The 20,606-nt window shown below is 62.7% G+C and carries 15 protein-coding genes and 3 tRNA genes; all 18 read left to right on the top strand.

The features are described from left to right. Position 1 precedes the first annotated feature (1 nt). Positions 2-1,072 carry a sulfate/molybdate ABC transporter ATP-binding protein gene (locus DW645_RS05780; protein ID WP_118226788.1) on the top strand — a complete coding sequence of 357 codons (1,071 nt, stop codon included), beginning with the start codon at positions 2-4 and terminating at the stop codon, positions 1,070-1,072. Between the two features lie 431 nt (positions 1,073-1,503). Next, positions 1,504-2,787: a double-cubane-cluster-containing anaerobic reductase gene (locus tag DW645_RS05775; protein ID WP_118226786.1), complete on the top strand. Its 1,284-nt coding sequence runs from the start codon at positions 1,504-1,506 to the stop codon at positions 2,785-2,787. Between the two features lie 150 nt (positions 2,788-2,937). Further along, a complete protein-coding gene (locus DW645_RS05770) occupies positions 2,938-4,101 on the top strand; it encodes a double-cubane-cluster-containing anaerobic reductase (protein ID WP_118226784.1) in 1,164 nt (387 codons plus the stop codon). A 159-nt stretch (positions 4,102-4,260) separates the two neighbouring features. Further along, positions 4,261-5,025 (top strand): acyl-CoA dehydratase activase, encoded by a 765-nt coding sequence (locus DW645_RS05765; protein WP_118226783.1) that lies wholly within the window; start codon positions 4,261-4,263, stop codon positions 5,023-5,025. Between the two features lie 70 nt (positions 5,026-5,095). Then, positions 5,096-6,145, top strand: coding sequence for a selenide, water dikinase SelD (selD, locus tag DW645_RS05760; RefSeq protein WP_118226781.1), 1,050 nt, complete (start codon positions 5,096-5,098; stop codon positions 6,143-6,145). Positions 6,146-6,202: 57 nt separating this feature from the next. Then, positions 6,203-6,829 (top strand): sulfurtransferase-like selenium metabolism protein YedF, encoded by a 627-nt coding sequence (gene yedF, locus DW645_RS05755; RefSeq protein ID WP_118226779.1) that lies wholly within the window; start codon positions 6,203-6,205, stop codon positions 6,827-6,829. A 19-nt stretch (positions 6,830-6,848) separates the two neighbouring features. Further along, the gene (locus DW645_RS05750; protein ID WP_022095212.1) at positions 6,849-7,100 is read left to right on the top strand and encodes a DUF3343 domain-containing protein; all 252 of its coding nucleotides are present in this window, start codon (positions 6,849-6,851) and stop codon (positions 7,098-7,100) included. Then, the gene (locus tag DW645_RS05745; RefSeq protein ID WP_117635745.1) at positions 7,097-8,236 is read left to right on the top strand and encodes an aminotransferase class V-fold PLP-dependent enzyme; all 1,140 of its coding nucleotides are present in this window, start codon (positions 7,097-7,099) and stop codon (positions 8,234-8,236) included. The genes DW645_RS05750 and DW645_RS05745 overlap by 4 nt, the downstream gene beginning before the upstream one ends. A gap of 68 nt (positions 8,237-8,304) precedes the next feature. Further along, positions 8,305-9,663: a branched-chain amino acid transport system II carrier protein gene (brnQ, locus tag DW645_RS05740; RefSeq protein ID WP_117635746.1), complete on the top strand. Its 1,359-nt coding sequence runs from the start codon at positions 8,305-8,307 to the stop codon at positions 9,661-9,663. Between the two features lie 91 nt (positions 9,664-9,754). Then, a tRNA-Pro gene (locus tag DW645_RS05735) sits at positions 9,755-9,831 on the top strand. 6 nt (positions 9,832-9,837) lie between these two features. Then, positions 9,838-9,911: transfer RNA gene (locus DW645_RS05730), tRNA-Gly, on the top strand. Between the two features lie 323 nt (positions 9,912-10,234). Then, entirely contained in the window at positions 10,235-11,071 is an 837-nt protein-coding gene (locus DW645_RS05725) for a formate/nitrite transporter family protein (RefSeq protein WP_117635770.1), read from the top strand. 186 nt (positions 11,072-11,257) lie between these two features. Further along, entirely contained in the window at positions 11,258-12,715 is a 1,458-nt protein-coding gene (gene selA, locus DW645_RS05720; RefSeq protein WP_118226777.1) for an L-seryl-tRNA(Sec) selenium transferase, read from the top strand. Continuing rightward, on the top strand, positions 12,712-14,676 hold the full coding sequence (selB, locus tag DW645_RS05715; RefSeq protein WP_118226775.1) for a selenocysteine-specific translation elongation factor: 1,965 nt from the start codon (positions 12,712-12,714) through the stop codon (positions 14,674-14,676). The genes selA and selB overlap by 4 nt, the downstream gene beginning before the upstream one ends. A 214-nt stretch (positions 14,677-14,890) precedes the next feature. Beyond that, positions 14,891-14,987 (top strand) — tRNA-Sec (locus tag DW645_RS09935). A 262-nt stretch (positions 14,988-15,249) separates the two neighbouring features. Then, positions 15,250-16,605 carry an NADP-specific glutamate dehydrogenase gene (gdhA, locus tag DW645_RS05710; protein ID WP_118226773.1) on the top strand — a complete coding sequence of 452 codons (1,356 nt, stop codon included), beginning with the start codon at positions 15,250-15,252 and terminating at the stop codon, positions 16,603-16,605. A 167-nt stretch (positions 16,606-16,772) separates the two neighbouring features. Then, positions 16,773-17,675, top strand: coding sequence for a xanthine dehydrogenase family protein subunit M (locus DW645_RS05705; protein ID WP_199576437.1), 903 nt, complete (start codon positions 16,773-16,775; stop codon positions 17,673-17,675). Continuing rightward, positions 17,675-20,506, top strand: a complete 2,832-nt coding sequence (locus DW645_RS05700) for a molybdopterin cofactor-binding domain-containing protein (RefSeq protein WP_118226769.1) — start codon at positions 17,675-17,677, stop codon at positions 20,504-20,506. Before DW645_RS05705 ends, DW645_RS05700 begins: the two co-directional genes overlap by 1 nt. Positions 20,507-20,606: the final 100 nt, after the last annotated feature.

Genomic DNA, 20,606 nt, shown 5'->3' with positions numbered 1-20,606 from the left:
TATGTCGCTCGTTTTGGATATCAAAAAACGCTATCCCGGGTTTATGCTCGACATGCAGCTTGAGGCCGGCGAAGAGCGCGTGGCGCTGCTGGGCGCCTCGGGTTGTGGCAAGAGCTGCACCTTGCGTTGCATTGCCGGCGTGGAGACGCCCGACGAGGGCGAGATCGTCGTCAACGGCGTGACCTTCTTTGACTCGGCGGCGGGTATCAACCTGTCGCCCCAGGAGCGCAAGTGTGCCCTGCTGTTCCAAAACTATCAGCTGTTTCCCAACATGACGGTGGCCGATAACGTATGCGCCGGTGTAAAGGACGCGGGTGACGCCGCCGCGCGCAAAACGCTCGCCGAGCGCTATCTGAGCATTTTCGGTCTGGCCGATTTTGCCGATCGCTATCCCGCGCGCCTCTCGGGCGGCCAGCAGCAGCGCGTGGCGCTCGCGCGCATGGTGGCGGCGCACCCGGGCATCTTTATGTTCGACGAGCCCATGAGCGCGCTCGATGCTTACCTTAAGAGCGCGCTCGAGCAGAACATGCTCGACCTGTTCGACGTGTGCAACCGCACCGTGCTCTACGTGAGCCACGACATCGACGAAGCGTGCCGCCTGTGCCAACGCATCTGCGTGATGCATAGCGGGCACATTGAGGAGATTGGTTCTGTCGAGGACGTAGTTCGCCGCCCGCAGACACTGGCGGCGCTGCGCCTGACGGGCTGCAAGAACACGAGCCGTGCGCGCAAGATCGGCTACGAAGAAGTTGAGGCCCTCGATTGGGGCATGACCTTTAACGTGGGCCGCGAGGTCCCCGATGATGTGGCGTACCTGGGGATTCGTGCAAGTTACTTCCATGTTGACAACCGTGCCGAACGGGGCCGCAACAGCTACGATTTGCACGTGGCCCGTGTGAGCGATTCGCGTTTTGAGCGCTTGGTGCTGTTGGATGTGCCACGTACCGATGCGCCGACTCGCCTGCAGTGGAAGGTCAACAAGGTGGGCGTACCTGTAGAGGAGTTGCCACAGGCGGGGGAGACCTTGCGCATGCATTTTGATGCGAGCAGGATTCATTTGGTTTGTCGATAGCGCCGGGTAATGCCGTCGGGGGATATAAGCCTCGGCGGCTTTGTTTTTGCCGTTCACCGAATGAGGGATGACAAACTCTTATCAATCAAGATAATAATTTATTGAATGACGGAACACGACGCTGTCGTACGAATGTCAACGGTGTTCGCATGGTAGATGACCGTTGATATAGTTGACCTCAACTTGTAAAGGAGGGTGCGCACATGCCGCAGACGACATACATTCGCCGCGTTGCCGCGCGCGCCCTGTATATGGCTCGGAGTCGCATATGAGCAGGTATGTTCACGGCTCCGGGAGAGACGACGCACAACTAAATAATCGACCGCAAAGCAGGTTCCCTAAAATTCCGGGTTTGAGCACGGTCGGGCAATCGCCGTCCGTCGTGCATCGATACCGCTGTTATCCGTTTTTGGTTCGAGAGGGGAACCGTTATGGCTGAAGAATTTGATTTCCACCCGATGTGGGAGAGCCTCGGCATGAATCTTGCCGACCACGACATGCTGCTAGGCGCCGTGGGCCAGATGTACGGCGATATGTTCTTGACGCAGAACAATCGCCCCAAGTCCACGTCCTACCTGGACTTTGTGGCCACCAACATCCACAGCGGCCGTATTAAGGAGATGTTCGACAAGAAGGAGGCTGGCGAGGCCACCAAAATCGTCGGTTCGTTCTGCGTGTACGTGCCCGAGGAGATTGTGCTCGCCTGCGACGGTATTCCCGTGGGCCTGTGCTCGGGTGCCGATTGGGCAACCGATAAGGTCGAGGAGCATCTGCCGCGCAACACCTGCCCGCTTATCAAGAGCTTTGCCGGCTTTAAGCTGGGCGAGGTCTGCCCCTACATTGAGTCGAGTGACTTGGTGGTAGGCGAGAACACCTGCGATGGCAAGAAGAAAGCCTATGAGTTTTTTGCCACGCAAAAGAACATGTACGTCATGGATATTCCCAACGTACACGACGAGTCAACGCTCGTGACCTGGAAGGCCGAGGTCAAGAAGCTCGCCGCCAAGATCGAGGAAGAGTGCGGCGTCACGATTACGCCTGAGCGTCTGAAGGCCGCCATCCACGCCGTCAATGAGAAGCGTCGCGCCCTGCAGCGCCTCGCTGCCACGCGCGCTGCCGACCCTGCGCCCATCAGCGGTCTTGACAGCCTGCTGACCGTTCAGGCCGCCTTTATGGACGACACGCCACGTCTGACCGGAGCCATTAACGATATGGCGGCTGAGTGCGAGCAGCGTGTCGAGGCCGGCGAGGGCGTGGCGCCCAAGGGGACCAAGCGCATTCTGTACACCGGCACGCCCATGGCCGTGCCCAACTGGAAGCTGTTCAACCTTATCGAGAAAGCCGGCGGCGTTGTGGTAGGCGAGGAGTCCTGCACGGGCTCGCGCTACTACAAGGACCTGGTCGACGAGTCCGGTGAGACGGTGGACGAGATGCTCGATGCCATCGCCGAGCGCTACTTTAAGATCAACTGCGCCGTCTTTACGCCCAACGACCAGCGTATGAAGGACATTGTCCAGATGGCCAAGGACCTGCATGCCGACGGCATCGTCGACGTGGCCCTGCAGTTCTGCACGCTCTATGAGATGGAGTCGTTTGCCGTGGAGAAGGCCGCCGAGGAAGCCGGCATTCCGTTTATGCACATCACGACCGACTACGCCGGTGAGGATGCAGGCCAACTGCAAACCAGGATCGAGGCCTTCTTGGAAACCATTTAGGGCTATCCGTCCCGGCGGCTTTCCCAGGCACCCGATCTTGCCGTTCAAACCGTCGCTTGCGTGCGAAAGTACGCGGCGCGCCTCTTTCACGGCAACCTCGGGCACCTGGGAAAGCCGCTTCCTTGGTTGGTTAAAAGGTTTAGGAGTTATATGTCGGAAAATATTGAGCAGCCGTTGCCCAGCACGTTTGAGGAGTTCAACGAGCAGCGCAAGGCCGCGTTTATTCGCGTTAAGGATTATAAGCAGGCGGGCAATCGCCTGGTCGGCTTTTTGTGCAGCTATACGCCGCTCGAGATTATCGATGCCGCGGGGGCCGCAAGTGTCGCTCTGTGCGGTACGTCCGATGAGGTGATCCCCGAGGCCGAGAAAGTGCTGCCGGCAAATCTGTGTCCGCTCATCAAATCGACGTACGGCTTTGCCTACTCGCAAAAGTGCCCGTTTACGTACTTTAGCGACATGATCATCGGTGAGACCACCTGCGACGGCAAGAAGAAGATGTACGAGCTCTTAAACGAGCTTAAGCGCACGCACATTCTGCATCTTCCGCAGGGTCGCGACCGCGCCTACGAGCGCGAGGGCTGGTACGAGGAGTGCCGCCTGCTCAAGGAGGAACTCGAGGGCTTCTACGGCATCACGATTACCGACGATGACCTGCGCGCTGCCGTCCGTCGTCGCAACCGTTTGCGTGCGGCTCAGCTCGAGATGTTTGCGCTGCAGGCCAACCAGCCGGCGGCCATGAGCGGCGTCGACCTGATGAGCACCATGTTCGCCGGTACGTTCAGCTTTGATATCGAGGCCTATACGCAGCAACTGGAGCAAAAGGTTGCCAAGCTGCGCGAGGCCTACGACGCGGGCGAGCGCCCGGTTGCGGCGGATGCCAAGCGCATCCTGATCACCGGCTGCCCCGTGGGCGGCGTGATCAACAAGATCGGTCGCACCATCGAGTCCAACGGCGGCGTGGTCGTGTGTATGGATGACTGCTCGGGTGAGCGCACGGCGGCCATGATGGTCGACCCGGATGCGCCCGACATCCTGCGTGCGATCGCCGACCGCTACCTGGATATCAACTGCTCGGTTATGACGCCCAACGACGGTCGTATGGAGAACACGCTGGCCATGTGCAAGAAGTATCACGTCGATGGCGTAGTGGAGAGCGTGCTCCAGGCGTGCCACACCTTTAACGTGGAGAGTGCACGCATGCAGGAGGCCGTCGAGGGTGCGGGTATTCCGTATATGAAGATCGAGACCGACTACAGCAACGGCGACATGGGCCAGATAGAGACGCGCATCGCCGCCTTTATCGAAACCCTCTGACGTCTGAGGCACCCGACCTTCCGGCTCCAACCCTCCTCGCGTACCTTGAGTACGCTTCGTCGGGCTTGTCGCTCGGAATCTCGGGCACCTCAGACGCCAGAGGGCCGTTGTTGCAGCAGTGTCTGATCGTTTGATTTTCTTGCTGATTAGGAGAGAGCCATGATAGGGATCGGGATCGATATCGGGTCTACGGCGGCTAAGGCTGCCGTGGTCGATGGGGAGGGTTCGGCGGCGTGGACGTGCGTGCAGCCCACCGGGTTCTCCTCGGTCGATGCTTCCGAGCGGCTGCGCGAGGCACTGGCAGCGGCCGGCTATGACGTGTGCGCCGACGATGCTCGCGTGGTCGCGACTGGCTACGGCCGTGTTGCCGTGCCCTATGCGCACAAGGTCGTGACCGAGATTACCTGCCACGGCACCGGTGCCGTGCGTCTGTTTGGCGATCACGGCACGGTGATTGACGTGGGGGGCCAGGACACCAAGGTCATCCAGCTTAAAGGCGGCCGCGTGGCCAAGTTTGCCATGAACGACAAGTGCGCTGCCGGCACGGGGCGCTTTTTGGAGATCATGGCCGACCGCCTAGGCATTTCCCAGCAGCAGATGGCCGACCTGGCGCGTTCCGGCGAGCCTACCAAGATCAGCAGCATGTGCACGGTATTTGCCGAAAGCGAGGTTATCAGCCTGATCGGTCGCGGTGAGCCGCGCGAGAACATCGCACGTGGCGTGATCGACAGCGTGGTCTCGCGCGTGGCGACCATGGCCGGGCAGGCCGCGGGCGCCCCGTACTACCTGACCGGTGGCCTGTGCGAGAACGCCTTCGTGGTGGAGCGGTTGGGCGAGCTACTGGGGTCGCCGGTGACCACATCGCCCCAGGCTCGCTTTGCCGGTGCCATCGGCGCGGCGATTCGCGCGCAGGCGCTCAATTAATGCATCCGCCCCAGGCTCGCATTCATGCGTATACTGGGAGAAAATGATTGACCGATGAGAGGAGGTATCGATGGCTGACGATCAGATTAAGCTCACGTCTATGACTGCCGCGAGCGGTTGAGCCGCTAAGTTGGCCCCCGGAGCCCTCGCCCAGGTCCTGGGCGATTTACCCAATGTGCATAACGACAACTTGCTCGTGGGGTTCGATACCTCCGACGATGCAAGCGTCTTCCGCGTAGGGGAGAACCTTGGCCTCGTGCAGTCCATCGACTTCTTCCCGCCGATGGTCGACGACCCGTTCCTGTTTGGCCAGATCGCCGCGGCCAACTCGCTGTCGGACATCTACGCCATGGGCGGGCGGCCGAGCCATGCCATGAACTTGCTGTGCATCCCGAGCTGCCTGGGCATCGAGGTCGCCGGCCAGATTCTGGCGGGCGGCGCCGACAAGTGCGTCGAGGCTGGCTGCGCCATCGCGGGCGGCCACACCATCAACGACGACGAGCCCAAGTACGGTCTGTCCGTGAGCGGCTTTGTCGCGCTCGACCGCATGCTCGCCAACAGCGGTGCGCGCGTGGGCGATGTCCTGCTGCTGACCAAGGCGATCGGCTCGGGCATCATCACCACGGCCATTAAGGGCAAGCTCATCGAGCAGGACGAGGCCGCAGCCATGTTTGACTCGATGCGCACCCTCAACGAGGCGCCGATTCGTCTGGCCGAGGGGCTCGAGCTTCACGGCTGTACCGACGTCACGGGCTTTGGCTTGATCGGGCATGCGTGCGAGATGGCCGAGGGCTCGGGCGTGCAGATTGAGCTTGCGTCGGGGGCGGTGCCGCTCTTTGACCAGGTGCTCGACATGGCGCGTCTGGGCATTATCCCCGCGGGCTCCTACCGCAACCAGGATTTCTTTGGCCCGCGCGTGACCGCCGACGAGGACCTGGAGCCGGGCATGTTGGATGCGCTTTACGATCCGCAGACGTCTGGTGGTTTGCTCATAGCGGTGCCCGCGGCGGATGTGGATGAGCTTGCGCGTCGTTTACATGCCGAGGGGCGCGTTGCCGCCACAATCGGCCGCGTGTGCGAGCCGGTGCCGGGCGGTCCTGCTGTTCGCGTTGTCCGTTAACGATACGTTTATTGAGCTATGTACCGTTCTAAAACGATTTATTCGAAAGGAAAAGCTATGTCTACCAAGATTGAAGTCAATGCCATGGGCGATGCCTGCCCGCTGCCCGTCGTCAAGACGCTCAAGGCCCTGAAGCAGCTCGATGGCGAGGGCGCCGTGGTGACCTCGGTCGACAACGAGACCGCCGTCAAGAACATCTCCAAGATGGCGCAGGAGAAGGGCTGCACGGCCTCGGTTGAGAAGATCTCGGACGCCGAGTGGCACGTGACCGTCACGACCGCCGGTGCCGTTGCCGTGGCTGATCCCGAGCAGGATGGCGCTGCCTTCTGTGACGCCAGCGCCGGCAAGGGCAAGCTCGTCATTTCCGTCTACACCGACTGCATGGGCCGCGGCGACGACGAGCTGGGCCACAAGCTCATGAAGGCGTTTATCTTTGCCGTGACGCAGCAGGAGGAGCTGCCCGCGACCATGCTGTTCTATAACGGCGGCGCCAAACTCACCGTCGAGGGCTCTCCGGTGCTCGACGACCTTAAGGGGCTGGCCGAGCAGGGCGTCGAGATCCTTACCTGCGGCACCTGCCTGGACCACTATGGCATTAAAGACCAGCTTGCGGTGGGCGAGGTCACCAACATGTACGTGATCGTGGAGAAGATGGAGCAGGCCGTGCGCGTTGTGCGCCCGTAGCGTATTGGTTGGAGTTGCCATGAGGGAGAAGCGCCCGGCGCTTGTCATCACGTTTCCCACCACGGCGGCCGCCATGGGCTGCGAGTCCCTGTGCATCGAGCGCGGCCTTCCCGGGCGAACGATTCCCGTGCCCGGGGAGGTCGCTGCCGGCTGTGGTCTGGCGTGGAAGGCGTTGCCTGCCGATGAGGAGCTGCTGCGCGGCGAACTCGCCGCGGCGGGCGTTCCTACCGAGGGCTATACCGTGATTGATATGTGGGAGGTCGTGCGATGATCTACCTGGATAACGCGGCGACGACCATGCACAAGCCTCAGACGGTCATCGATGCCGTGACGCAGGCGATGTGCTCGCTCGGCAATGCCGGGCGCGGTGCCACGTCGGGTGCCCTCGATGCCGCTCGTACGATTCACGCTTGCCGTACCAAGCTCGCGCGCCTTTTGGGCTGCCCGAGGGCGGACCATGTGTGCTTTACGCCCAACTCCACGGCTGCGCTCAACACCGCCATCAATGGCGTGGTGCGTCCCGGTGACCGCGTGGTCACGACGGTGCTTGAGCACAACTCGGTGCTGCGTCCGCTCAATCGCTTGGCGACGGAGCAGGGTGTGACGGTTGAGCATGCGGGCTGCGACGCGAACGGCGCGCTCGACTACGACGAGCTCGAGCGGTTGGTCACGCCCGGTACGCGTGCCGTGGTGGTGACGCACGCTTCCAATGTGACCGGCAACGCGGTCGACGTTTCGCGTGTGTCTGCCATCGCCCATGCGGTCGGCGCGTTGGTGATCGTCGATGCCTCTCAGTCTGCCGGTACGGCGCATATCGATATGCAAGCCATGGGGTTCGACGTCGTGTGCTTTACCGGCCACAAGGGGCTCATGGGACCCCAAGGCACCGGCGGGCTGGCCGTGGCGGAGGGCATTGACGTGGCGCCGTGGGCCATGGGCGGCACGGGCATGCACAGTTTCGATGCGCTGCAGCCGCTTGAGTGGCCCACGCGCCTTGAGGCGGGCACGCTCAACGGCCACGGCATCGCGGGCCTTTCTGCCGGCCTCGACTTTATCGAGGCCCAGGGTGGGGTCGAGGCGATTGCTGCCCACGAGCGTGCGCTCGCCGATCGCTTCCTTGCCGGTGTGTGCGAGATTCCGGGGATTAAGCTCTACGGTGCCTTTGACCAGCCGGCGCACTCTGCGATCGTGTCGCTCAACGTGGGTGATATCGACTCTGCCGAGATCTCGGACGCGCTCATGCAAGGGTGGGGGATTGCGACGCGCCCCGGTGCCCATTGCGCTCCGCTCATGCACCGTGCGTTGGGGACCGAGCGCCAGGGTGTCGTCCGCTTCTCGTTTGGGTATTTCAACACGGATAAGGAAGTCGACATCGCGATTGACGCTTTGCGCGATTTAGCCTGCTAAAGCGTATATACTTGCGGGACGGGTGTTTTTGCCCGTCCCGTTTTTGTTTCGACCCGAAAGGTGTGCCTATGGCCTCATCCGCCCCGCGTGGTTTGCGCTCCGACCATGTCGTTACCGTCGGCATTGCGTTGTTCTCGATGCTCTTTGGCGCCGGTAACCTTATTATTCCGCCGCTGCTGGCGCTGCAGGCGGGTTCTGCCACGCCGATCGCCATGCTCGGCTTTCTCATTGCCGCCATCGGCCTGCCCGTCATGGGCTTTATCGCCGTGGCACTTGCCGGAACGGCGCGCGAGCTTGCCGGCCGCGTGCATCCCAAGTTCGGCGAGTTCTTTGTCGCGGCGGTGTATCTGGCTATCGGCCCGTGCCTTGCCATTCCGCGCACGAGCTCCACGGCCTTCGAGATGCTGGTGCCGCTGCTGCCCGAGGGCGTCTCGCTCGGCACGGCGCGCCTGGTGTTTGCCGTCGGCTTCTTTGTCGTCGCGTTTGCGCTCACGCTGCGCCCGGGCGTCATCACACGCGTGCTCGGCCGCATTACGGGCCCCGCGCTCATTGCGCTCATCGTGCTGGTCGTTGGTGCTGCCGTGATCTCGCCGCTGGGTCCCGCTGCCGCGCCGCAGGCCCCCTACGATGCAGGCGCTGCCGTGCAGGGCTTTCTGACTGGCTATCAGACCATGGACCTGCTCGCGTCGCTCGCCTTTGGCATCATCATCGCCGAGACCATCCACGAGTTGGGTGTTACCGATGACAAGCGCGTGGCCTTCGAGATTTCGCGTTCCGGTGTGATCGCCGGCGTACTCATGGCCATCATCTACTGCGGCTTGGGCCTTGCCGGTATGCAGCTCGGCACCGTGATGCCCGACGCTACCAACGGCGCCGCCATCCTCGCCCGTTCGGCCTCCATGCATTTTGGTCTTGCCGGCACGGTCGTGGTCTTCGCCATCTTCTTCCTCGCCTGCATGAACGTGTGCATCGGCCTCATCAGCTGCTGCTCGCGTTACTTTTGCGAGACGTATGTGGTCGAAGGGGGAGCGGAGGCCTCTGAGGAGGCCATGCGCCGCCCCTTTGCGGTTCTCGCCTTTGTGTTCGCAGCGTTTTCGTGCGTGCTCTCCAACGTGGGCCTCGACGTGATTCTTATGTTCTCGGTGCCCATGCTCAATGCCTTGTATCCCGTTGCCATTGTGCTGGTGCTTATGGGCCTGGTGCACGGTTTTTGCGACGCGCATCCGCAGGTATGGGTCTGGGTCGGCGGCGTCGTCGCGGTGCAGAGCGTGATCACCTCGGTCCGCGACGCGTTCTTTGCTGGCGCGTGGCTACCGTTCGATGCGCTGCCGTTGGCGGACATTGGAGCCGCGTGGGCGCCGGTCGCCGTGGTGGCGTTTGTGATAGGCCTGCTCCACAGCCGGTTTGTCGCACATTCGAGGAGCTAGAATATCGCCGCTTGCACAGGCGGGGAGTCTCCCCTATAATTTCCTACGCTTTGGGACACGCAAGGTTTATGCCTTAGCTGCTCAACACCTTCGGGACGTGGCGCAGTTTGGTAGCGCGCCTGCTTTGGGAGCAGGATGTCGCAGGTTCAAATCCTGTCGTCCCGACCATATCTTGCGGGCGTAGTTCAATGGTAGAACCCCAGCCTTCCAAGCTGATGACGCGGGTTCGATTCCCGTCGCCCGCTCCATAAGAATTGTTTTAACGGCTTTGGTTTCCTTTGGGGATCAGAGCTGTTTTCGTTTACGCGCCGGGCGACGGGAATCGAGCCCGCCAGGGTGCGGAGCTGAGAAAATGCGTGAGCATTTTCCAGCGCAGCACGCAAGGGCCGAAGGCCCGCAGCGAAACAAGGATTTGCGAAGCAAATCCTTGGACTTCCCGTCGCCCGCTCCAAGCTATATAATCGCAGGCCAATATGCTAATTTGGCTCGCGTTTATTTTTATACCGTCCGACCTCGCGGGGCAAATGAACCAGGAGCGTTTGTCCCAAATCGTAAGAAAGTAGTGATTGCCATGGCGCAGAGCAAGGCAGAATACCCCACCTCCGATTGCCTGGCGCCCGCCGCGATCGAGGCGAAGACCGAGGCCGCAGGCGTTACCAAGGCCAACCTGCCGGTCTCGAAGGCCTTTTTGCTCGCCATGTTCGCCGGCGCGTTCATCGCCTTTGGCGGCCTGTTCTTCACGGTCTTTCTGAGCGATGCGTCCCTTGGCTGGGGCGCTCAGCGCTTTGTGGGTGGCCTTGCTTTTTGCCTGGGGCTGGTGCTCGTGCTTATTTGCGGCGCGGAGCTGTTTACCGGCAACTCGCTTATGGTCTGCGCGCTTAAGAGCAACAAGATCACGCTCGTCCAGATGCTCAAGGCTTGGGCTATTGTGTGGATCGGCAATTTTGCCGGCGCCCTGTTCGTTGTCTTTTTGATTTACATGGCAGCTATTTACAAGCTCAACGGCGAGGCCGTCGCCAACGCCATGGTGAGCGTCGCCGCCGGTAAGGTTACGATCGACGCCGTTACCATCTTCTTCCGCGGCATTCTGTGCAACATCTTTGTCTGCCTGGCCGTATGGATCGGCACTGCCGGCAAGACCGTGGTCGATAAGGTCGTGGGCATTTTGCTGCCCATTGCCGCCTTTGTGGCCTGCGGTTTTGAGCACTGCGTTGCCAACATGTACTTTTTGCCCATGGGCATTTTGATGCACTCCTGCGGCTATGGAGCCGATATCGCCGGCGCCGATGCCCTCAACGCCGCCGGGCTGGCGCTCAACCTTTCCGTTGCCACGCTGGGCAATATCGTGGGCGGCGCCCTGATCGTGGCACTGGGCTACTGGTTTATCTACGCCAACAAAGAGGCCTAACGGCCCCAAGCCATAACCGACCAAAAAGGGACAGGTTTATTTTGGCAGGTTTTGGACGAGGCGCTTCGCCGTCTTGTCGCGAGCTGCCATAATGGACCTGTCCCTTTTGTATGCGCGTCGCCACTTTTTGGCTGATGACGACCAAGGGGGGACCTGCTTTTTATTGAACATGTCGAAAGGCTTTCCATGAGCGACTGCGAATCCATGCCTGCCGAGGTGCGCGACCGCCTGCGCTCCATTCCCGCCGTTCACGAGCTGCTGGTCGAGTGGCCGGTCATGAAGGCTGCCGGCGATGCGGGCGACACGATTGCGCGCGAGGCGATCGACGCCGAGCTCGATGCCGAGCGCGCGGCGATTCGCTCTGGCGCTCCTGCTAGGAACAAGCGCGAGCTTGCCTTGGCCATCGAGCGGCGGTGCCACCGACTGTCGCTGCCGACCCTGCGCCCTGCTGTCAACGCGACGGGCGTTGTGATTCACACCAATCTGGGTCGTGCCCCGCTCGCTCCCGCAGCGGTGCAGGCGGTGACCGATGTCGCCCGCGGCTACAGCACGCTTGAGTATGACGTCGCGACCTGTGCCCGTGGGGGTCGCAAAGAGCATGCCGCGCGTCTGCTGCGCACGCTCACGGGGGCGCAGGACGCCCTGGTTGTCAACAACAACGCCGCGGCGGTGCTGCTGGTGCTTGCCGCGCATGCGTGCGGCAAAGAGGTCATCGTGAGCCGTGGCGAGCTTGTCGAGGTGGGCGGCAGCTTCCGCATCCCCGACATCATGGCGGCTTCGGGTGCCAAACTTGTCGAGGTGGGTTCTACTAACCGCACGCATCTGGATGATTACCGAAGCGCCATTACGCCCAACACGGCGATGATCCTGAAAGTTCATCCTTCCAACTACCGTATCGAAGGCTTCCACGAGGAGGTTTCGGTGGCGGAGCTTTCCGTGCTGGCGCATGAGCACGGGCTGTTGCTGTACGAGGACCAGGGCTCGGGCGCGTTGCTTGCAGACGGGGTGCTCGCCGATGCGGGGGAGCAGCCAACATCCGCTTCGCTTTGCGCCGGCGTTGACGTCGTCTCGTGCTCGGGCGACAAGCTGCTCGGCGCCTCGCAGGCGGGCATTATTCTCGGTAGCGCCCAAGTAATCGCCGTCTGCGCTTCGCATCCGCTCATGCGCGCGCTTCGTCCCGGCAAGCTCACACTCGCGGCGCTCGAGGCCACTTTGCGCTTGTATGTGACCGGTCTCGATACGGCACAGCGGGAGATCCCGGTGCTCAACATGCTTTCCGGCGCGCCGGCTCCGCTCGAGCGTCAGGCCAAGCGCCTGCATGACCGCATGCTGCGCAAGCTTCGCGAGTCTCAGTGTGAGGAGGCGGTGGAGCTGCAGGTTGTCGAGGGCGTGTCTGCTCCGGGCGGCGGTTCGCTGCCGACCGTCGAGCTCCCAACTTTTTGCGTTGCCGTCTGTCCCGTCGATGGGCGTCTATCCGCCGATGGCCTAAAGCGCGCTATGGTACAGGAGCCCGATACGCCGGTTGTGACGCGCGTGCGGCACGACCAGGTGCTTTTTGACGTTCGCACGCTTTTGCGCGACACCGACCTTGACCTGTGTGCGTCTGCGTTGGCGGATGCCGTGCGGGCAGGTTTGCGTCGATGACCGCGCGCGAGCTTGTCGAATGTCCCGTTATCGTCGGAACGGCAGGACACGTCGACCACGGAAAGTCGGCCCTTATCGAGGCGCTGACCGGCAAAAATCCCGACCGTCTGGAGGTCGAACGGCGCCGAGGCATGACCACTGAGCTCGGCTTTGGCGAGCTCGAGCTTCCCAGCGGCAAGCTTGTCGGCTTGGTCGACGTACCCGGGCATGCGCACTATCTGCGCGCCATGGTGCAGGGCGCCACCGGCGTGGACGTTGCGTTGCTGGCGGTTTCGGCCGTTGAGGGCGTGATGCCGCAGACCCGCGAGCACGTTCGGGTTCTGGAGCTGTTGGGTGTGACGCGCATGGTCGTCGCACTCACGATGCGCGATTTGGCCGACCACGAGATTGCCGCGCTGGCGGAGCTCGATGTCGAGGCGTTTCTGGACGGGACCGTGTTTGCGGGTGCCTCTATAGTGCCGGTGTCCTCCAAGACGGGCGAGGGCCTGGACGAGCTGCTTACGACGCTCGATAACACGGTTTGTTCGTGCTGGTCGGAGCATCTGGAGGCGACCGCTGGCTCGGGCGCCGCGCCCCGTCTTCCCATCGACCGTTGCTTTAGCATCCGCGGCACCGGAACCGTCGTGACGGGTACGCTGCACGACGGTCCCGTTTCGGTTGGCGATGAGCTCGTTGCGCTGCCGTCGCAAACGCGCTGTCGCGTGCGCGGGGTGCAGGTTCACGGGGATACCCAGTGCGCGGTTCCCGGCCAGCGCGTCGCCCTGAACCTGGTGGGCGATGGCGTGGCGGGCCTCAAGCGCGGCGAGATGCTCGGCGTCGAGGGTCGCGTGGGCCAGACGCTGCGCTTTTTGATGCAACTGACATATGTGGGGCGCGATGGCGTGCGAGCCGGCGTTCTTGCTTCGGGTACACGCGTGCACGTTATGGCGGGCACGGCTGGGGTGCTCGGCCGCATTATGCTTTTAGACGACGAGCCGCCTATTGCGGTCGGCGAGACGCGTGTGGTGCAGGTGCGCCTGGAACGGCCGCTGCCGTTGCGCGCCGGCGATCATGCCGTCATTCTGTCGTATTCGCCGATTTCGCTGCTTGGCGGCGGACGCGTCCTGCTATCGCGCTGTCGCCGCGCGCGGGTCCTGTCGGCGGGGGAGCGCGCGTTGTATGCGGCGCTTGAGTCCGGAGATGTCGCGGACGGCGTACACGCGTGGCTGGCGCTGCAAACGCTGCCTGTTGCTGCTGCCGGTGTTGCCGCAGCGCTCGATCTTGTTACCGGCGAGGTCGAGATCGTTTTGCGTGGGCTTGTGGACCAGGCTGCCGTGTGCGAGCTTGCTGCGGGCGGTGCGGTGCTCTACGCAGATGCCTCGGCTCTCGATGCTGCAATGGATGTGCTGGCTGCGGCCTTGTCCTCCATGCACGCGGCGGCTCCCAAGGAGATCGGCTTTACGTCCGGTGCGGTCGCGCACGCGGCTTGGCCGGGCGCCGGTAACGATGTCGCGATGGCACTTATTGCCGAGGGCTGTGCACGTGGCGTGTGCGCCGTCGACGGTGCCGAGGTGTTCGACCCGCATTCCGCCGCCGCGGCGATACGCGTGGTGCGCGAGGCTGGCCAGCGTATCGTGGCCCTGCTGGATGAGGCCGGTCTTAATGCGCCGACGCTTCCCGAGGTGAGCGAACAGTTGCAGCTCGATCGCGACACCATGACGCGTGCCCTGCGCGAGCTTTCGCTCAACCGCGCGATCGTTAAGATCGAACGCGACGTTGCCTTGTCTGCCGCCGCCGAGGCCCATGCACGTGAGGTCGTCGCCGCGGCTATCGAGGCTGCTGGCGGCGTTGCCACGACGAGTGTGCTGCGCGAGGCCTTAGGCGTGTCGCGCAAACGAGCCATTAGCATCTTGGAGCACCTGGATGCGGTGCGTTTTACGACGCTCAACAAGGAGGCCGGCGGTCTCAGATCCCTGCGCTAGGGCTCCGAATCGCCGCTCGCCACAAAACCGGCCTATCTACTACGTTTAAGTGACTACCCTCGACCATTTCAAAAACCGCAAAAACAAAACCGCAGGTAGATGACTTGCCGATGTTACGAAAAAGTGGGTATGGTTTACCCTTGCTGGTTAAACGTAGTAGATGGGCCGTTTTCGTGGCGCGACACTGCGCGTTTGGTAAAATACCGCCACGTTTGGGAACGGATGGGCTCCGGTGGGCCCCGCGGTCCTCAAAACCGTTGTGAGGCGTGCAAAACGTCTTGGATGTGTTCGATTCACATACGTTCCCGCCAACGCATCCTGCCAACCGCCACAAAGGTGCCTGTCCTCTTTGTGGTGGTATGGACCACGTGGACGAAACAGCTTCGAAACACGCGATTTGTACGTCGGGTGCTCAAAAACGCTTCTACCTGCATCGTAATCAAAACGAAACATCTGCTCGTCGGCTTATGCGAAACTTTGCTGCAACAGTGCGATATTATCCATACTCGATAAAGCTCGCGGCGTATGAGGCGCCGCGAACGACACCTTTCTTTTCCATCAATTGGAGGAAGCATGAGCTACACGCAGAAAGTTCTCGACGAGCTCAAGGCCCGCTATCCCGAGCAGCCTGAGTTCATCCAGGCCGCGACCGAGATCCTCGGCACCATCCAGCCGGCGCTCGACGCCCATCCCGAGTACGAGGAGGCCGCCCTGCTTGAGCGCCTCGTCGAGCCCGAGCGCATCGTTATGTTCCGTGTCCCCTGGGTCGATGACCAGGGCAAGGTTCAGGTCAACCGCGGCTATCGTGTCGAGTTCAACTCTGCTATTGGACCCTACAAGGGCGGCCTGCGCTTTAACCCGACGGTCACCCTGGGCATGCTCAAGTTCCTGGGCCTGGAGCAGATCCTCAAGAACAGCCTGACCACCCTTCCCATGGGCGGCGGCAAGGGCGGCTCCGACTTTGACCCCAAGGGCAAGTCCAACAACGAGATCATGCACTTCTGCCAGTCCTTCATGACCGAGCTCTTTCGCCACATTGGCCCCAACACCGACGTTCCCGCCGGCGACCTGGGCGTTGGCGGCCGCGAGGTTGCCTACATGTTCGGTCAGTACAAGCGCCTGACCAACGAGTGGACCGGCGTCCTCACCGGCAAGGGTCTCTCCTTTGGCGGCTCGCTTGCCCGTACCGAGGCCACCGGCTACGGTCTGGTCTACTTTGTGGACGAGTACCTCAAGAGCCGCGGCGAGTCCTTCGAGGGCAAGAACGTCATCGTTCACGGCTCCGGTAACGTCGCTATCTACGCGGTCCAGAAGGTCGCCCAGCTCGGCGGCAAGGTCCTGGCTTGCTCCGACACCCACGGCTGGGTCGAGGATCCCGACGGCATCGACTACACCGTGCTCGAGCATGTCTACAACAAGAAGCGCTCCGGCCACGACAAGGGCGTCACGCTCGCTATGTACGTTGACGAGAAGCCCAATGCCACGTGGCACGAGGGCGACGGCCGCGGCGTGTGGCAGCTTCCCTGCGACATCGCGCTGCCCTGCGCTCGCGAGAACACGCTGCTGCTCGAGGACGCCCAGGCGCTCGTCGCCAACGGCTGCAAGGTGGTCGGCGAGGGCGCGAACATGCCCACGACCATCGAGGCCACGACCTACTTCCAGGAGAACGGCGTCGCCTTTATGCCCGGTAAGGCTGCCAACGCCGGCGGCGTGCTCGTGTCCGGCCTGGAGATGAGCCAGAACGCCGAGCACCTGTCCTGGACCTTCGAGGAGGTCGACGGCAAGCTCGAGCAGCTCATGCGCGGCATGTTCCACAACGTGGACGACACCGCCAAGGAGTACGGCGAGGAGGGCAACTTCGTCATGGGCGCCAACATCGCCGGCTTCCTGAAGGTCGCCGACGCCATGCTCGCCCAGGGCGTCTGCTAAATCTTCGCTCGATATAGCATCGCAGAAGGCTCCCAGTCATCTTGGCTGGGAGCCTTTTTTGATCCGCATGCGACGGAGGAAAACGGTTCATTTTGTCCCGACACGAGCTATGCCCCCTCGTTTGGTACACTTAAAGGTACTGGACAAGTGAAGAGATGGGGGAGAACGTGCTCAAGTTCGGTACCTACGTCCGTGTTGGAAACGCGGCCGAAGCCTATGAGCTCTTGCAGAAGAACCGTAACAACAAGATTGTGGGCGGCGGCATCTGGATGCGCCTGGGTTCGCGTCGTGTGGCGACGGCGATTGACCTTTCGGCCTGTGGACTCGATCAGATCGAGGAGACCGAGACCGAGTTTCGCATCGGTGCCATGTGCACCCTGCGCCAGCTCGAGCGTCATGCCGGGCTCAACGCGCTTGTCAATAATGTCTTCGAGTTCGCCGTCCACGACATCGTGGGCGTGCAGCTGCGCAACACCGCCACGGTGGGCGGCAGCATCTACGGCCGCTTTGGCTTCTCGGACGTTCTCTCGGCCTTTTTGGCGCTCGATTCGTACGTTGAGCTGACGGGCGCCGGACGTGTGCCGCTCGCCGAGTTTGTGAACATGGGCTACGTGCGCGACGTGATCGAGCACGTCGTGGTCGTCAAGCACGACTACCGTGCGAGTTATGAGGCCGTGCGCAAGGCCGCGACCGACTTCCCCTCGCTCAACGTCACCGCCGCCTGGTGGGATAACACCTGGCATGTCACCGTGGGCGCCCGCCCGCTGCGCGCGACCCTGCTGCAGGGCGAGGCATGTGGCCTTACCGCCGAGCAGCCTTCCGAGGACGAGCTGCGTGCCCTTGCCGCATCCGTGCGCGCGCTGAGCTACGGCACCAACCTGTGGGGCTCGGCCGACTACCGCCGCCGCATCTCGGCCCCGCTGGCGATTCAGGCCGTGCGCCGCGCCGCCGGCATCGAGCTTTCGGCCGCGCTTGCCCGCGAACTCGAGTGCGTGCAGATCCCTAAGTTCGCCACGGACGAGTATTCCTGCCGCCGCGTGCCCGGCGTCGATTCTAGCGAGGTGCGCTAATGGCTGCCAAACTCATCGATCTTTCCTTTACGCTCAACGGTCGCAAGGTCAAGGTTCAGATTGCCCCCGATACCATGCTCTTTGCGCTTTTGCGCGAGCAGGGTTGCGCGTCGGTGCGTTGCGCCTGCGAGACCACCAACTGCGGTCTGTGCACGGTGTGGCTCGACGGCGACCCGGTGCTGAGCTGCTCGGTTCCCGCCGCCCGTGTTGAGGGCCACACCATCACCACGCTTGAGGGCCTCAAGGCCGAGTCCGAGGCGCTTGCCCGTGCGATGGCTTCCGAAGGTGCCGAGCAGTGCGGTTTTTGCGCCCCCGGCCTCATCATGAACGTGCTGGCGCTTGCCCGCGCCGCCAAGGAGGACCCGAGCCTCGTCGCCACGCGCGAGGAGCTCTCGCGCCAGCTGGCTGGCAACCTCTGCCGCTGCAGCGGCTACGAGAGCCAGCTGCGCGCCATCGTCCGCTTTCTTAACGAGTCCGGCGTGCAGGTGGGCTTCGAGATGCCCGAGCTGCCGGTCAACGACACGAGCTCTGACGGCGTCACCTACAAGCAGATTACCCACAAGCAGCCCAAGAAGGACTCGAAGGCCCTGCTCGAGGGCCGTCCCGTCTACACGGGCGACATGGTGCCCGCCGGTGCGCTCATCGTCAAACTTAAGCGCAGCCCGTATGCCCGCGCCAAGATCCGCTCCATCGATACGTCGCGCGCCCTGAAGGTGCCCGGCGTGGTGGGCGTCTACACCTACGAGGACGTTCCCAAGCGCCGTTTTACCATTGCCGGCCAGAGCTATCCGCAGCCGAGTCCCTACGACCGTCTGATTCTCGAGAACCTCGTCCGCTACCAAAACGAAGAGGTGGCGATCGTCGCCGCCGAGACCGAGGAGGCCGCCGATAAGGCGCTCAAGCTCATCAAGGTCGACTACGAGGTGCTCGAGCCCCTGCTCGACTTTACCCAGGCACTCGATAACGACATCGTGGTCCACCCCGAGGGCGACGTGACCTTTATGTTCCCGCAGGGCGGCGATGTTCCGCGCAACCTGGTGTGCAGCGGTACCAGCGATTATGGCGATCTGGACGAGGCCTTCGCCCAGAGCGACATCGTCTTTGAGCGCACTTACACCAGCCAGGCCACGCAGACCGCGCCCATGGAAACCTTCCGCGCCTTTGCGACGACCGACGCCTTCGGCCGCATCTCGGTGACCACCTCGACGCAGGTGCCCTTCCACGTGCGCCGCATGGTCGCGCAGTCGCTCGACATTCCGCAGTCGCAGGTGCAGGTCATTAAGCCGCGCATCGGCGGCGGCTTTGGCTCCAAGCAGACGGGCTGCTGCGAGATCTTCGTTGCGTTCGTGACCCAGCAGACTGGCCGTCCGAGCTACTGCTGCTACACCCGCGAGGAGACTATCACCGCGGGTAACTCGCGCCACCAGATGCAGATGACCGTTAAGCTGGGCGCCATGAACGACGGCACCATCACGGCCATCGACTTGCACACGCTGTCCAACGCCGGCGCGTACGGCGAGCACGCTACCACAACGATCGGCCTTTCGGGCCACAAGAGCCTGCCGATTTACAACCATGTGAAGGCGAGCCGCTTTAGGTGGGACGCCGTCTACACCAATACCAACCGTGGTGGCGCGTATCGTGGCTACGGTGCCACCCAGGGCCAGTTTGCCGTGGAGAGCGCCGTCAACGAGCTCGCCGACATGCTGCACATGGATCCTGCCGACCTGCGCCTCAAGAACATGGTGCGCGAGGGCGAGATCATGCCGCAGTACTACAACGAGAAGCTTAACGCCTGCGCGCTCGACCGCTGCCTGCTGCGCGCGATGGATATGATCGGCTGGCGCGACAAGCCGCTGGCCGTGGACCTGGGCGACCGCGTGCGCGCCCTGGGCTGCGCGCTCACCATGCAAGGCTCGGGCATCTCCAACGTGGACATCGCCGGCATTGACATGCGCCTGGAAGAGGATGGCTTCATTACCATCGGCACCGGCGCTACCGATAACGGCATGGGCGTCGACACGATCCTGGCGCAGATTGCCGCCGAGGAGCTGGGCGTGGAGAGCTCGCAGATCGTGGTGCGCGGCGTGGATACCGACGTGTCGCCGTTCGACGCCGGCTCGTACGCGAGCTCCGGTACCTACGTGACGGGCCTTGCCGCCAAGAACGCCGCGACCGAGCTGCGCGAGAAGATTTGCGCTAAGGCCGCCCAGATGTGGGACGTGGACGCAACCGACGTGGTCTTTGATGGCCAGTACGTGCGCCTGTCCGACGAGCGTGCCGCGCGCGAGCAGAACCGCTACCTCACGCTGCGCGACTTTGCCAACTTGTGCGTTAAGAACATCGAGGGCGGCGACGCGCTGACCTCGCATGCCTCTGCCTGCCTGCCCGTTTCGCCTCCGCCGTTTATGGCCGGCATTGCCGAGGTCGAGGTCGACAAGGCCACCGGTAAGGTGACTGTTGTGGACTACGCGGCTGCCGTCGACTGCGGCACCGTGATCAACGAGGCGCTCGCGCGCGTCCAGGCCGAGGGCGGCATTGCCCAGGGTATCGGTCACGCGCTCTACGAGATTGTCGAGCACGACGACCGCGGCCGTCTGCGTACCGGCAACTTTATGAGCTACAAGCTGCCCACGCGCCTGGATATCGGCAGCATCCGCGTGGCCTTTGAGCCGAGCTATGAGCCGACGGGCCCGTTTGGCGCCAAATCGATCGGCGAGGTCGTCATCAACACGCCGCTCGCCGCCGTGGCCTCGGCCGTGGCACACGCCACCGGCCACCAGGTCCGCTCGCTGCCCATCACGCCCGAGAAGGCCCTGCTGGGGGAGTAGCGGGTCAGCGAATAAGTCGTAATTGGCGGGGTGGGGCAACTCGCCCCGCCTTTTGCACTCGTGGTGAGGTCGTGAGCCTGTAAAAGGTGTGCGTGCGCTT

It is taken from the genome of Collinsella sp. AM23-17 (assembly GCF_003470945.1).
In the GTDB taxonomy this organism is placed as follows: domain Bacteria; phylum Actinomycetota; class Coriobacteriia; order Coriobacteriales; family Coriobacteriaceae; genus Collinsella; species Collinsella aerofaciens_O.
The sequence above is the reverse complement of the archived record's forward strand: the minus strand, read 5'-3'. Positions and strand labels throughout refer to the sequence as shown.

Bases quoted from the DNA above. Each gene is read 5' to 3' on its own strand.
- DW645_RS05780 (WP_118226788.1), top strand. From the start codon at position 2: ATGTCGCTCGTTTTGGATATCAAAAAACGCTATCCCGGGTTTATGCTC.
- DW645_RS05775 (WP_118226786.1), top strand. From the start codon at position 1,504: ATGGCTGAAGAATTTGATTTCCACCCGATGTGGGAGAGCCTCGGCATG.
- DW645_RS05770 (WP_118226784.1), top strand. From the start codon at position 2,938: ATGTCGGAAAATATTGAGCAGCCGTTGCCCAGCACGTTTGAGGAGTTC.
- DW645_RS05765 (WP_118226783.1), top strand. From the start codon at position 4,261: ATGATAGGGATCGGGATCGATATCGGGTCTACGGCGGCTAAGGCTGCC.
- yedF (WP_118226779.1), top strand. From the start codon at position 6,203: ATGTCTACCAAGATTGAAGTCAATGCCATGGGCGATGCCTGCCCGCTG.
- DW645_RS05750 (WP_022095212.1), top strand. From the start codon at position 6,849: ATGAGGGAGAAGCGCCCGGCGCTTGTCATCACGTTTCCCACCACGGCG.
- DW645_RS05745 (WP_117635745.1), top strand. From the start codon at position 7,097: ATGATCTACCTGGATAACGCGGCGACGACCATGCACAAGCCTCAGACG.
- brnQ (WP_117635746.1), top strand. From the start codon at position 8,305: ATGGCCTCATCCGCCCCGCGTGGTTTGCGCTCCGACCATGTCGTTACC.
- DW645_RS05725 (WP_117635770.1), top strand. From the start codon at position 10,235: ATGGCGCAGAGCAAGGCAGAATACCCCACCTCCGATTGCCTGGCGCCC.
- selA (WP_118226777.1), top strand. From the start codon at position 11,258: ATGAGCGACTGCGAATCCATGCCTGCCGAGGTGCGCGACCGCCTGCGC.
- selB (WP_118226775.1), top strand. From the start codon at position 12,712: ATGACCGCGCGCGAGCTTGTCGAATGTCCCGTTATCGTCGGAACGGCA.
- gdhA (WP_118226773.1), top strand. From the start codon at position 15,250: ATGAGCTACACGCAGAAAGTTCTCGACGAGCTCAAGGCCCGCTATCCC.
- DW645_RS05700 (WP_118226769.1), top strand. From the start codon at position 17,675: ATGGCTGCCAAACTCATCGATCTTTCCTTTACGCTCAACGGTCGCAAG.